8 protein-coding genes and 1 pseudogene are annotated in these 13,472 nt (G+C 42.9%); 3 read left to right on the top strand and 6 right to left on the bottom strand.

Annotated elements, in window-relative coordinates:
• Positions 1 to 20 precede the first annotated feature (20 nt).
• Positions 21 to 2,357 (bottom strand): LPS assembly protein LptD, encoded by a 2,337-nt coding sequence (lptD, locus tag IO95_RS17890; RefSeq protein ID WP_037386410.1) that lies wholly within the window; start codon positions 2,355 to 2,357, stop codon positions 21 to 23.
• A 373-nt stretch (positions 2,358 to 2,730) separates the two neighbouring features.
• Between lptD and djlA the strand changes: the two genes are divergently transcribed.
• A complete protein-coding gene (gene djlA / locus IO95_RS17895) occupies positions 2,731 to 3,558 on the top strand; it encodes a co-chaperone DjlA (RefSeq protein WP_023492719.1) in 828 nt (275 codons plus the stop codon).
• A 53-nt stretch (positions 3,559 to 3,611) separates the two neighbouring features.
• Here the strand turns inward: djlA and rluA are convergent, their stop codons facing one another.
• Both rluA and IO95_RS17910 read right to left on the bottom strand, forming a co-directional pair.
• Positions 3,612 to 4,232 (bottom strand): bifunctional tRNA pseudouridine(32) synthase/23S rRNA pseudouridine(746) synthase RluA, encoded by a 621-nt coding sequence (rluA, locus tag IO95_RS17900; protein ID WP_023492720.1) that lies wholly within the window; start codon positions 4,230 to 4,232, stop codon positions 3,612 to 3,614.
• A gap of 749 nt (positions 4,233 to 4,981) precedes the next feature.
• Positions 4,982 to 8,614, bottom strand: a complete 3,633-nt coding sequence (locus IO95_RS17910; RefSeq protein ID WP_037386416.1) for a hypothetical protein — start codon at positions 8,612 to 8,614, stop codon at positions 4,982 to 4,984.
• A 767-nt stretch (positions 8,615 to 9,381) separates the two neighbouring features.
• Here IO95_RS17910 and IO95_RS17920 point away from each other — a divergent pair.
• Entirely contained in the window at positions 9,382 to 9,792 is a 411-nt protein-coding gene (locus tag IO95_RS17920; RefSeq protein WP_023491276.1) for an ASCH domain-containing protein, read from the top strand.
• 133 nt (positions 9,793 to 9,925) lie between these two features.
• On the opposite strand, the pseudogene IO95_RS17925 reads toward IO95_RS17920, so the two are convergent.
• The 3 genes and pseudogenes from IO95_RS17925 to IO95_RS23620 all read right to left on the bottom strand — a co-directional run.
• Positions 9,926 to 10,493: pseudogene (locus IO95_RS17925) on the bottom strand (cytochrome c); the annotation flags it as partial.
• A gap of 118 nt (positions 10,494 to 10,611) precedes the next feature.
• Positions 10,612 to 11,355 carry a family 16 glycoside hydrolase gene (locus tag IO95_RS23615; protein ID WP_023491274.1) on the bottom strand — a complete coding sequence of 248 codons (744 nt, stop codon included), beginning with the start codon at positions 11,353 to 11,355 and terminating at the stop codon, positions 10,612 to 10,614.
• Positions 11,356 to 11,539: 184 nt separating this feature from the next.
• Entirely contained in the window at positions 11,540 to 12,046 is a 507-nt protein-coding gene (locus tag IO95_RS23620) for an ester cyclase (protein ID WP_023491273.1), read from the bottom strand.
• A gap of 83 nt (positions 12,047 to 12,129) precedes the next feature.
• Between IO95_RS23620 and IO95_RS17940 the strand changes: the two genes are divergently transcribed.
• Positions 12,130 to 13,062 carry a LysR family transcriptional regulator gene (locus tag IO95_RS17940; RefSeq protein ID WP_023491272.1) on the top strand — a complete coding sequence of 311 codons (933 nt, stop codon included), beginning with the start codon at positions 12,130 to 12,132 and terminating at the stop codon, positions 13,060 to 13,062.
• Positions 13,063 to 13,472: the final 410 nt, after the last annotated feature.

A 13,472-nucleotide genomic window follows, 5' to 3' on the forward strand; every position in this document is an offset into this window, starting at 1 on the left:
TGTCCTGGGCATAAAATACATCAGAATGCACGTTGATAAGGCAGAATGCCTGCACGTAACATTCCGTTAGTACCCAGGCTGTGATCGTTACCTAGGCCACGGAGTTCAACACTGACTGTATACCGATTATCATATTTACTGCTTTGGTTGACATTATCCCACTCAGTGATCTTACGTTCATAACCGAGATTAATTGCCCAACAGCAGGTGTTATAGCGCAGACCTACCAAGCGGTTTGCCGTCTGTTGGGCCCGGGTATCATAATAATAACCTGCCACCACCGCCCAACGATCCGCCACTGGCCAGCCACCGATCAAGCCAACTTGTGAAATACCTTCCTGATAGCCTGGGTTGCTGATATTTGGCAACGTAGTAGCAATATACTCTGGGCTGGCATAGCGGTAGTTTAATTGCACTACGCGATTTTCGTCCTGACGATATTCCACTATCGCATCACCTAACGCAAAGCTGCTCAGGCGGGTATCATATTGCACGCCCCCACGCAGGCCCCAACGTTGATCGATCTTCCAATAAGTATCACCCGCCCAGACAACACTGCCGATATCTTTATTGTTATCAAATTCGCGATATTGCTCCCCAGTACGTGAATGGCTGAGATAGTAGATTTGACCCACAGAAACGTTAAAACGTTCCACTAACTCATCATCATAAATTCGCGAGGTGACCCCGGTTGCGAAACGATTTTGTGATGCGATACGATCTAACCCACTGTAGGAGCGATCACGGAACAGGCCAGAATAGTCCGTCTGTAGCAGTGTTGAGTCATAGGTATAAATATTGCCTTGGTCGCGATATGGCACGTAGAGATACTGCAGCCGTGGTTCGATGGTCTGGGTATAGTCTGGTGACAAGGCCATGCCTCGCTCAAAAACCACTTTGCCATCGGTTTTGAACTGTGGCAGCAGGCGATTGACCGACTCATCCAGATCTGAATGTGCCGCAAAACCGTTTGGAATATCTTGTTGGAAATGAGTTGCCATCACTTTGGCTTGAGTATTCAGACTCCCCCAACTGTTACCTAATGGCAGGCTCACTGCCGGCTCAATATGCCAGCGAGTGGCTTTCGGGTTATCCGGGTTGACGGTAGTGAACTTGGCGACCTGGGCGTAAGTATGCAGGTCAAAGGGGCCAATATCTGTTTTGTAATAGTTGATATCCAACTGCGGTTGAGAACGGTAGGCATTTTCGTTACCGCCCGCAGGGAAAACCTGGAACTGCCTGGATGACAACGCGGTATCCCAGTTTTCATTGGCGTAACCGAGACTGAATTTTTGCGTTGCGTAACCGTCAGTGGTGGTTCCATATTGTGAGGTGAGATCCGTAAAGTAATAAGAATCACTGACTCTGGTGTAGTCAACGCTAAAACGCCACACCTTGGCCATTACGCCGCTATGGCCCCAGTAAAACAGCCAACGCTTACTGTCATTGGATTCGCCATGGTCGTTCTCATATTGACGATCACTGGGCAGCCAATCCAGGGCAATAGTCCCCAAGCCGGGTTGCAGCAGATAACGGAACTCGTTCTGCCACTGCAGGCCACGCTCTGTCATATAGTGTGACGTAATAGTGGCATCAAAGTTGGGAGCAATGTTCCAGTAATAGGGCAACAGGAATTCGAAACCATTATTGCTACTATATTTGGCGTTCGGGATCAAAAAACCTGAACGGCGCTTGTTGCCTATCGGCAATTGCATATAAGGGCTGTAGAACACCGGCACATTACCAATCTTGAAGCGGGCATTCCATATTTCGGCAACTTGTTCTTCTCGGTCCTGGATAACTTCAGATCCGACCACGCTCCAGCTGTTATCTCCTGGCAAACAGGAGGTAAAGGAGCCATTTTCCAAAATGGTATAGCGGTTTTCACCACGCATCTTCATTTTGTCGGCTTCGCCGCGCCCTTGGCGCCCCACCAACTGGTATTCACCCTGATAAACATCAGTATCTTTGGTGTTCAGGTTTGACCAGGCTTTCGGGCCTTTCAGTTTGATCTGATTATCCGCGTAATGCACATCACCGGTGGCGGTGACGGTGCGGATAGGGTTCGGTTGACCCTCTTTTTGCGTTTGGTTCAGATCAACTTGTTCGGCTAGCAGCCTGCTGTTGCCTTGTTCAATATCCACATTGCCGGTGAATTGGGCATTATCAGGGAAATTGGCATGGGCGCTCTCAGAACGAATGGTGACAGGTAAGCTGTCAGGAGAGCCGGTAACAAGGGGCTTATCGTAAATAGGTACACCGAGCATACATTGCTCAGTCAAGTCAGCGACGGCATACTGGCTATAAATTGCTGACCAAATCAATGTGGCCAGCAGTGTGGGGAAACATTTTTTCATACGCGTTTTTTGGTGTTCCGTTATCCGAAGCGTCATGTCCAGCAAATGATTCAGAGACTATATCATGCATCAACGTTGCGCTAGTGTTATACCTTTCATACGTCAAATTGCTTGAGTGTTGCTTGCATCCGTTCGCACCAGTCACATCGTAGGCGCTTGAATGACGACAAGTATAAACCTTGCTGTCGACAACACCGACGTTAGGCGTAGCGATAAATGACAGGTATGATAATCGAATTCTTGGAAAAAATCGCCTTACCCCTTGCGTATAAATAAGGGAATTACACCAAAATAATTGGAGTTCATCCTGGTAAGGCGGCAACACTTCAATCAACCCGTGGTGTGCGATTGACAATTTACAGTTGGGGAGTCTATGCAGTATTGGGGAAAACTACTCGGAGTGATTATCGCTGTCTGGTCTGGAGCGGGATTCTGGGGGATTATTTTAGGGCTGATTATCGGCCAGATGATTGATACTGCGCTTTATAACAAACGCAACCAGGGTTTTTTTGCCAATCAGCAAGCGCGGCAGGCGCTATTCTTCCGTACCACTTTCCAGGTTATGGGGCACCTGACTAAATCGAAAGGGCGGGTGACCGAGGCAGATATCCAAATAGCCAACCTGTTTATGGACCGTTTGCAACTGCATGGCGAGGCCAGAACCGCGGCACAGCAAGCTTTCCGTGAGGGTAAGCAGAATCAATTTCCATTGCGGGAAACATTACAGCAATTACGCAGTATCTGCGTGGGTCGTTTTGACTTGATTCGGATGTTTTTGGAAATTCAAATCCAGGCGGCATTTGCTGACGGTTCACTCCATCCCAATGAGCGGGATGTCCTGTATGTCATTGCCGAAGAGCTGGGGATTTCACATAGCCAGTTCGATCAGTTTCTCAACATGATGGAAGGTGGCCGCCAGTTTGGTGGCGGGCAGGGGCAGCACAGTTACGGTTCCCAAGGGGGGTATCAACAGGCCCAACGGGGCCCGACGCTACAGGATGCCTGCAAGGTCTTGGGCGTTAACAGCAATGATGATGCCGCTGTCATCAAACGTGCCTATCGCAAACTGATGAGCGAACACCACCCAGATAAACTGGTGGCGAAAGGATTACCGCCACAAATGATGGAAATGGCCAAACAGAAAGCGCAAGAAATTCAGGCGGCTTATGACTTGATTAAACATGAAAAAGGCTTCAAGTAGCCGCACAGGGAATGACTCAGATATAGGGCATGAGTCCGGTATTAAGCCGGCGCTTAAAAATCGGCGTCGGCTCGGAAATTCATGGATGTGTGGAACTCTGGGTGAGTGATGCGCAACTCTTGGGCATGTAGTTGTAGGCGCTCTGCCATGGATTTGGCCTCGGGGTGCGCGTAGAAGCCATCTCCGAGGATCGGGTGCCCCAATGCCAGCATATGAACACGCAATTGGTGGGAGCGCCCGGTGATCGGGGTCAGTTTTACTCGCGTACTGCCATCCGCATCACGGGAAAGTACTTGATAGTGGGTTTGCGCCGCTTTACCGGTGGTAAAACAGACTTTCTGCAGCGGACGGTTCGGCCAATCACAAATCAGCGGCAAATCCACTAATCCTTCGTCTAATTCTATATGGCCCCAGACCCAGGCAATGTAGCATTTCTCTGGTTCACGCTCACGGAACTGACGCTTTAGCTCACGCTCAGCAGCCTTGGTTAGCGCGACAACAATCACCCCACTGGTCGCCATATCCAGACGATGTACCGATTGCGCCGCGGGAAATTCCGCCTGGACACGTGCCAGCACACTGTCATGATTTTCTGGTGCTCGCCCCGGTACAGAAAGCAACCCGCTGGGCTTATTGACCACGATAATATGCTGGTCTTGGTAAATAATGTTCATATTTATGGTTCTTTACTTGGCTTTTTTGTTTTATTTTAATGGGTTAACGGATTAGTCAAATATTTGCATGCTCGCTTTATCTCATCACCAGCACAGTTAACCAACGTCATTGAAGTAACGTCCCCCACTGATGTAGACAAAGCGGATGAGGGTGAAAACCGGAGATTACCAACCACGGGTGGCGCTAATGGCGCATTCTACGCGAACTCTGTGCTGCTGACGAGTTTGCTCTTGGGTTTGGCGAGTGGGATGAAAATAAGGCAACTTGGTATGGTTTGCGTAAGCGAGTCTGATGTAGGAAAAGGGGATACTGGCCTCGTTGCCGGTAGGCGTGGGCGTATTGTATGCCCCAGTGAGGTGGCAGAAGCTGTTTTAGGCCACTCCCACAAGGGTATTGAGATATCTACGATCTCTTTAGCTACGAAAAAGAATGTAAGGTCTGGTTGCAAAAATGGGCGGATTATATTGATACGTTGAAGGCATGAATTAGTCGTTCTCAATTTGACTCTGCTAACCATCCGATCATTTGCATAGCATTACGCACTTTAGATTTTAGTCAGAGCTTTCACACAGCCTGAGCGAGATATAGACGTTAATGTTTAGTATTTATGGGCATTAGCCGTTAGTTTAGTGATGCCGAATCGCGATCGGAGATGCATGTGAAATTATGAGTGACTGTAAGCCATTTAGATTTGAGTATAAAAAATGGGCATAATAAAAGTGCCCAAATGGTCGAAGGATACATACCACTATTTATCTGAATTAAACATAGATGCTCTTTTTATTATTTTATAATAAGAGGGGTTTTCCTCATCCTTCTCAAAATCAAAGAATAACTGATTATCTCTTAATGCTGTTAATAACCTTTGATTGGTTTCATCAACCTCAATTTTAGGTTTTCCTCGCCCCAATATTTTACTAAATTCCAGTAAATCAATCATATCAAGATACTCTTTGCAGGCCGTCTTACTTAAACGCTTACTCGGTAACAAGGCGATTAATAGTGCTATTTTATCTTGCTTATCCAGCTCCTCTTTGGTAAACAATTCTTTTATTAATGCTTCAGAAACATTATCGGAATCTGCTATCAATACTGATATATTTTGTATTGCTCGATTCAGAATAATCGATTGAGTGGATGCTCCCCAAGTTTTATAAGATGATGTCAAGCTTAAGAGCTCACTTGATTCGAAATTATTTTTTAAAATATAATCATTAACGGCAGGAGAGTATTCTTTCCCATCAATAGCAATTGGCGTTTTAATAAATCCGAGTAACTTTAATTTTATATTATCATCAACCTTAAAAGAAAGTATCGATATAGCTTCATCTAAAGAAAATCTCTCTTCTGTCATCATTTCAACGTAGGTTTCTATATTATTTTGGATGTAATAAAAAAGCTGTTCGGGATAATTCTCCCGTATAAATTCAAGTGAATCTATATTCATGCGAATAATGCTCTTATCTATTAATATTTTTAATTTATCGCCTGCGATACCGCTAACACTAAAGGCTGTTTTATAAATTAGCTTTAGCGAACAGATTAACTTCTCATATTTATCATTTGATAAATTGCTACAGATAATAAACGCTCTAAACAGTTTTCTTCTTTGCTCGTCTTCAATATCGATTTTTTCAAAATTTAGTTTTGTATCACTTCTATTGATAAATGCGATAAGTGAATTATCTAGCCCATCAACATTTGCAAAGTAAGATACTATATTTTCTTCAGAACAAACTGCTATATCTTTATCCAACAACGATAACCATAAGGATTCATCCTCAACCTCACTTAGAGATGTCACAGAGGTTTGCAAAAAATTTGTATATCTATCTTTTTGCTCATCCGATATTTCCTCATTATTGAGGACAGATAAAACAATACTTTCATCATCCATAATTGAGTCATTACAGCTAGATAATACAGTATCGATATAGTCACCAATATGATCATTAACATAGTTCGCCAGAGGAGACTCAGGCTGTGACATCACTAATGTATAGTTTTTATGGCGAATATCGTCTTTATTACTAATCTGATATACCTCACTTAACATTAAGGCCAGGTTGGCAACGTTAATGTTATAAAGTGAATTTTGATAAACTGCATCAAAGAGTACTTTATTTGCACTATCAAAATTAATACTGGCAAAAGAGACATTAAGTAGCTTAAAACCACTAATTAATTTGTCAACCTTAGGCTCTGCTATTGCCAAATAATCTGCTGAATCAGAGATATAATTGGTTAAACAATCATCAATATTAATGGACTCAATGGTATTATTAGAAGAATAATAAAATGTGCCTACTGAGTAACGCTTAACCCAATCAACAGAAAACCCACTCTCTTTAAAGGAATAAGAAAAAAATTCAGGCCACAGCGTGTTTAATTTATTAATAAAGACAGTCTGAGCCCTATCCGTTTCAAAGTAGTCACGAATGAATTCTACTCTTCGATCTTCTCTAAACTGTTTAAATAAGCGTTTTATTAAATTCACATGGACCGGCGTTTGAAGCAGGTAAGCTAATAGATCAAAATTAAGTGCCTCTTCCTGTTCAAAATCCACCTCTCTAAGACGAGCAACAACCAACTTGGGGTTCTTGAGTTTATAAGTGGACTCTTTACCTTTTTTATCGGTAATACTGCGTAAAAACATTTTATCAACGCGGCTCAGACTATGCTCATAAAAATAGGTCATATAGTCAGCATAGGTTTCATCAATATAGCCATCGCGGATAAGGTACTTAAGTAAGTCAAAATACTCATTGCTTTTTATTTCATTAAAGTCTAGTTTCTTACCAATTTCATTGGTATAGGTAACTTTAAACACTGCGTCAATATTTTCTCTTGTTATTATTTCTTTAAGTTTTTTATTTCTAGAGTCAACTAAATCTTCTTTTAATTTAGATAAAATCTCATTAATTTCTTCTATTTTACCATTAAATTTGTTTTCAACATTTTCTTTTCTAGACTTCTTTTTATTTTCTATTTCAGTTATTTTAGCCTGATAAAATTGAGGGTTTTTTCTATATGAATATAACTCTTCATCATATATAGTATCAACCTCATTACTAGAGTTTAGTATTTCATTATTTATTGCATCAATCTCTTTCTTTCTATCATTAATATCATTTTCTATTTTTTCAATCTCCGAAATAATCAGTCTTTCTTTTTCATTAAATATAGCAAAAACCATTCCCTGGTTGAGCTGTAATTCACTAAAATCCTTAGGAAAAATATTTTTATAGGCAATGACAGCTAGCATTTTATTACAGTCAAGCTCGGTTATATTTAATCTATAGTAATACACCAAAAATTCATTATAGATATTCTTCAGTATCCTCATGTCATCAATATATAATGAAAGTCCTTGTAAGAATCTTTCATTGAATAATGATAAAATATCACCTTGCTTAAAGATATCGATAAACTGATCGTAAGAGTTAGAGCTATCAACAACCGGAATAACAGGGATAATATAGTCAAAAAACTTGGTTCTATCTTTAGAAGTAAAAATATCATCGCGAAGTAAATAAATGAAACGTAACGTCATTTTTTTATGTCCTGTCAGACTTCGTTGAATATTAACCAGTCTATTCACTTCATGAAGGCGTTCAAAGATATAATTTTTATTAAAGCGGTCCATATCTTCAAAAATGATGGCGTCAGCGTCAACATTCTCGAAAAGATATAATACCTCATTTAAATACCGGTCAAAATAAGACTCTTCACTCTCTTCAAAAATATCTATTTCATTGCCTTGTAAGCTTATTTTTCGCAGCATGTTCCTGTTTTTTTGCGTTCTAATTAAGACATGTATAAATATACAAGATAAAATGGTGAATATTGCACCACTAATTAATAGGGAATCATAATTTGTGGAGAGTATTAAAAAATTCTTTAACCAACCATCAGATAACAATGAGACAAAGCGATGCCATTTATCAAACAGTATTATATGTAATGTCATTGCAATAAAAAGCACTATAAAAAAATTATTTTTAGCAACACTTTTAGATTCTAACTTTTTCTTTACTTTAAAATTTGTTTGAGGGATTTTATCAGAATTAATTTGGTGAATTAACTGGTTAAGAATTTTACCTTCTAATGTGGTTTCATTATTGGGTTTCTCGGTTTTACTGCCTTCAGCCTGATCTGTTACTCTAAAATGGGCAAGTGAAATATGAACAAATTTTATTTTTGGATGGTTTTTCTTATAGGATTCGACAAGACTACTTTTTCCTGCGCTGTATTGCCCTGATATTGCGATATTTTTTAGGTCGTCATTGTCAAAAACAAAATCTATAGCATTTTTATATATACCCAGCTTAACATCGTTGACAGGCGTTAATTTTTGGAATTTATAGCTGTTATCACCCATTGATATCCCTTCCCATCTTCACCAGCAACTTACTGGCATGAATTCATATAGATAAAAAACATCCTCGCATATTATAACAAAGATAACGCGAAAGATGCACAAAGCTTGGCTGACAGTTCCATCGCGCTTCTATCGGTGCGTTGATGGAATCGGATATCTTTGTGCTGGGAGAAATAGCGTTTCGATCCCTTGTTCCATCTGCACCGAGCCAAACAGCGAATAGTCTTGACCTGGCCATTCCAAGCCGTTCATAAGGTGTTCTTGCAACCGACTGAAGAAGTCTTGCATATCGCCTTTTTTAACCAGGTGGTTCACATGGCAATAGCGAGTCTCAAACTCCACGGGAATAAGGCAGGTCAATTAATGTTAACTTAGTGCTTCAACATAATCACTAAAAACGGATGCTGCCAATCCCCATCATTGATCAAGCAGTAAGAAACAAACCCATCGTGCTCTAACGCGCATATCAGCTCCGGATGAGCGCTTACAAACTCATAAACAGCCCAGCTTTCTAGACCTTGCAGCATATGGGAGAGCAGCTTGCGCCTCCACCGCTTACCCGTCGCCACGCATTTGTAAGTACAGTTGAAGGTCTGGCCCACAGCATTGGTGATACACTTCCCATGGCGATTAGTTTTACTAGTAGCTTCATAAACGTCGAGTATCATTCATTCTTCAAGTGATGATTAATTGTCAAATAAGGTATGATTTTGGCTATGTTCACATTCTGATAAATCAGTTAACCCGCTGTTAAAAAGGAATTTATTTTGACTGTTATTAAACAACTGAAGGCGAAATACCCTAATGCTTTATCCTGGTCTTTTGGGGATTCACCTGAGTTGGCAGACGAACTTGCAGCTTTAGTCATGAAAGGGCTGAAAACAGCAACTTGCTGTTCCTTATTGTCTTTTGAAAAGGAGGAAGGATCCCCCTCAGTCGGTAGCTATAGCATTGTTCTTAGCGGTGAAGGTTCCCCTGTTTGCGTGATAAGAACTACAGCTATGTACCTTAAGTGTTTTTCTGATGTGACTGCAGAATTGGCTAAAAAAGAAGGGGAGGGCGATCTGAGTCTGGACTATTGGAAAAAGGCACATCAAGCATTTTTTGAACGCGAAGGCACATATTCTGAGGATATGGAGCTTGTTTTTGAAGAGTTTCAATTAATCGAAATTGTTTAGCTTATGTGTAACTGCCACCGTATTAAAGGTGAGCGCTCAGGTGGCCAGCGAACTCAATAAGAAAAAGAAACTGAATCGCCATTCTGGCATCACTTAACAGGCTCATATCCGTGAGCCTGTTTATTAACCATCATTAATGCGCTTTACGCAGTGCCTTCACCTGTTCGGCGGTGATATCACCCGGTAAGCCTCCCCAGGTTACACGCAGATAATTGACCAACTCCGCAATTTGCGCATCATTCAGCCGATCGGCAAAACCCGGCATGCTTTGCATACTTTCGTTGCCAGGGAACTGTTGTGCAGGCAGGCCATCCAACACGGAGACAATCAGATTCTTGCCGCCTGGCTGGCGTAAAGTGGAATTATCGCGCATCGCCACGGCGACATGGGGTTTGCCGGCACCATCGCGCTCATGGCAACCCGAACATTGGTCAAGATAAGTGATGCGCCCGGCTTCATTGCCCTGGCCGATTTTGACAGCCACCGCCTGGGGTGGTTTGTCGCCCATCAGATAGGCATAAATGGCAGCAGCATCTTCACGCGACATCCCTTTGTAGGCAGTGTAAGGCATCGCCGGGCACCAATGGCTCCCCTTGGGTCAGTGCCCGGAAGAAGTCATCTTTGGCCCAGCGGCCAATGCCGTGGTCTGCAGAAGGCGTCAGGTTACTGCCGTAAATCGTGCCGAACGGTGTCTCCAGAGGCGTTTAAGTCGGTTACGCAACGTCAGATTTTCACGCTCAATACATTTTCACGTTCAATACATTGTGCCACTACAGTGTCTATGACTCGCCAAGGAGACATTTAAACGGTTCTATTTGATTAATGGCTGCTGACTTGCAAATTCCGAAAGTAACCTCGTGTTCCGTCATCGACCCATAAGCCAACACGACCTGACCGTCCAGCGTATTTGAGGTCGGTCACATGAAGAACTTCTATGCCATCAACGCTGGCGCGTAAATCAGCTCCTTTGATTGCCAAGCGTAAGTGATACCAACGCCCTAAAGCGACAGGAGCCGCTTTTTCGTATTTACCGGGGGTTTCCTGACGGGAGACATTAAAGTGAAAGTTTGGGTGTGCTACATATTGCACTGCTCGTTTATCACGAGGTGCTGGGGGCGGTGGCTGATTTAATGTGCCATTAGTCATACGTAGATAAACGGCTTCATAAGTATCGGGATTTTCGTTCACGTGAAATGCTATTCCGACAAAGCCACGTGCATCAGCTTGCCCTTTGCCATTGATCTCTGCGGCAATATCTAACTCAATGACCCCATCCTGAAACGGGATATCTGCAATAGCATAGGTTGGCCCATTGCTGGCACCCACATCACCAGAGAGGATACGCTGCTGTACATCGGGGGCTAATTCCACGGCTATAGCATCCTTCCCCGCAAACTGGACGGGTTGAATGACAACACCATGCGGTTTATATGCGCCATTGCTAATGGTTGTTACAGCCTGCAGGCTCTCAGCTAATGCTGTGTCAACATTTAAAGAAAAAAGGCAGATGGCGGTAACCCATAATGGCAGCGCAAATGTATAGCGAAACAGTGTTGGTTTCATTTGGTTAGCGACTCCGTCGAAATAGATAAATTCACGATGCTGCGGAATAGGCCTCTCAGCCACAGCAATCAGCGTTAAAGGGCGGTAATGCTGCGAAGTTTATCCAAATTCAAAGTCATTCAAGTCGCTGAGAGGCGATAAGCTCAGGAGCCTACAGGCAACTTGAATCAACTTGGATATAGAATTATTTCGCGGACAGTTGGCGCACCGCGCTCATCCAATCTTCCACATGGTAAGAACGCTCGATTTTACCATTTTTCACAGTGTGGATATCGATAGACATGATCTTGAAGCTTTTGCCCCCATAAGGTACTCCCATAAATTCAGTAGCGGGTGTGCCAGAGGCTTCACCACGAACAATAATACGGTTACCGTCGACCAGCAGTTCTTTGATTTCCCATTTCAAATTTGGGATCACTTTGCCAAAGCCTGCGATACCCGCAGCCACTTTCTCACGTGGTTTGCATTCATCATTGCCACTACAAGACACCCATTCTGGCGCAGTAGCCTGCAAAACAAGCTTTTCAGCATTTTTGCCGGGGGCGGCGTTCAGTGCATCGTAAAATGGCGCGACTATCGTTTGCGCCTCCGCAGGGGCAAGGTTTTTCGCTTGAAGCCCCAGAGATACAAATGTGCTGGTCAGTAACGTGGCTCCACAGACCAATCGTAGGTAAAACGCAGATTTTGTCATTATTCTCTCCATGAAAAATTTAGATACGAAACCGATTTTATGGCATAAGGTAAGATGAATATAATGAATATTATTAACACCTCATGAATAAAATTGATTTAAGAAAAGTGGATCTGAACCTGCTGTTACTGTTCGAGACGTTAATGCGCGAAGGTAGTGTTTCCAAGACTGCCGAACAACTAGGGCGTACACAATCTGCGATTAGTCATGCGCTTGCACGTTTACGGGACCAATTGGGTGATCCGTTATTGGTTAAAGTGGGCGGGCGGATGCAACCGAGTCCCTACGCACTGGAGTTGGTAGAAGAGGTTCGCCCCCTTTTACGCAGTATTGAGCGTATCTTAAGTCCGCGTGAAGCTTTTGATGCAGCAACCTCGACTCGACGTTTTCGCCTGGTTGTTCCCGATTTGGCTATGAATTTATTTTCTCACCTGATGCAACGTATTCAGCGAGAAGCGCCCAATATACTGATTGAGTGGGATATTCCAAAATTCAGTACGCCTGTAGATGTTGCTGAGGGGCTGGTTGATTTGGCGTTATTGCCAGAAGCGATCCCAAAGCCAGAGGGGGTCGCTTCAAGACGCGTAGGGGATTTTCAGTGGGCATGTTTTATGCGAGTGGGGCATCCTGCGCTGCAACGCTGGGGTAAAAAGGCATGGGCTGGTTGGCCCCATATTGTGGTTGGCATCGGTGACCGGGTACATAATCCAGTGACATCTGCAGCAGAAAAAGTCAAATTGCAGCGAAGAACGGGTCTTGTGGTACCAACGTTTGGTGCCGTGGCCCCCTTATTGGCGCAAACCAATATGCTCACCACCTTACCTGTGATTGCTTTGGCCGATGCGATGGAGCGTTTTGAATTACAGGTAAAGCCCGTTCCATTTGCTATACCGGATATGCCACATGTATTAGCTTGGAGTACCCGTCTGAACAATGACCCAGCCAGCCAGTGGTTGCGGGAGTGTTTTGCCGAAATTTATCAGGTCAAGCTGGCTGAGGCAGGAAGGCTGTTATAAATTTATCGCCTTTGATTGCACACTAGAAGGTTAGCTATGCCTATTTACCATCGCCTAAACCATCAGCGTGACGATGAAATTGGTGAGGCCATGACTAAAATAATTACCATTACCTCAGCACGTAGCCAATGATTTTTCGAGGTCCGCTCAGTTTTTTTGGCAGAGGTCATACGCTAAAGAGGGTTCGGATTGCTAATCGTCATGATTTTTTTGAAGAATATTTCTTTTTTAAACCGATATGAATTATTTTTTTCATAAGACTGCAATATAAGGTGGTTAGCATAGGCATGGAAGGATTTAACCTTTAATGATTCATGTGGCTGGCTTGGTTAAAATCACTTTGATTTAAATGTGTTGTTTTTTATTATTTTTAACGTCAGTTTAAAATTTATTATTAGTCCTGGCTTATA

Source organism: Serratia sp. DD3 (genome assembly GCF_000496755.2).

Excerpts from the sequence above, each read along its gene's own strand:
- lptD (WP_037386410.1), bottom strand. The coding sequence starts at position 2,357 with ATGAAAAAATGTTTCCCCACACTGCTGGCCACATTGATTTGGTCAGCA.
- djlA (WP_023492719.1), top strand. The coding sequence starts at position 2,731 with ATGCAGTATTGGGGAAAACTACTCGGAGTGATTATCGCTGTCTGGTCT.
- rluA (WP_023492720.1), bottom strand. The coding sequence starts at position 4,232 with ATGAACATTATTTACCAAGACCAGCATATTATCGTGGTCAATAAGCCC.
- IO95_RS17910 (WP_037386416.1), bottom strand. The coding sequence starts at position 8,614 with ATGGGTGATAACAGCTATAAATTCCAAAAATTAACGCCTGTCAACGAT.
- IO95_RS23615 (WP_023491274.1), bottom strand. The coding sequence starts at position 11,355 with ATGAAACCAACACTGTTTCGCTATACATTTGCGCTGCCATTATGGGTT.
- IO95_RS23620 (WP_023491273.1), bottom strand. The coding sequence starts at position 12,046 with ATGACAAAATCTGCGTTTTACCTACGATTGGTCTGTGGAGCCACGTTA.
- IO95_RS17940 (WP_023491272.1), top strand. The coding sequence starts at position 12,130 with ATGAATAAAATTGATTTAAGAAAAGTGGATCTGAACCTGCTGTTACTG.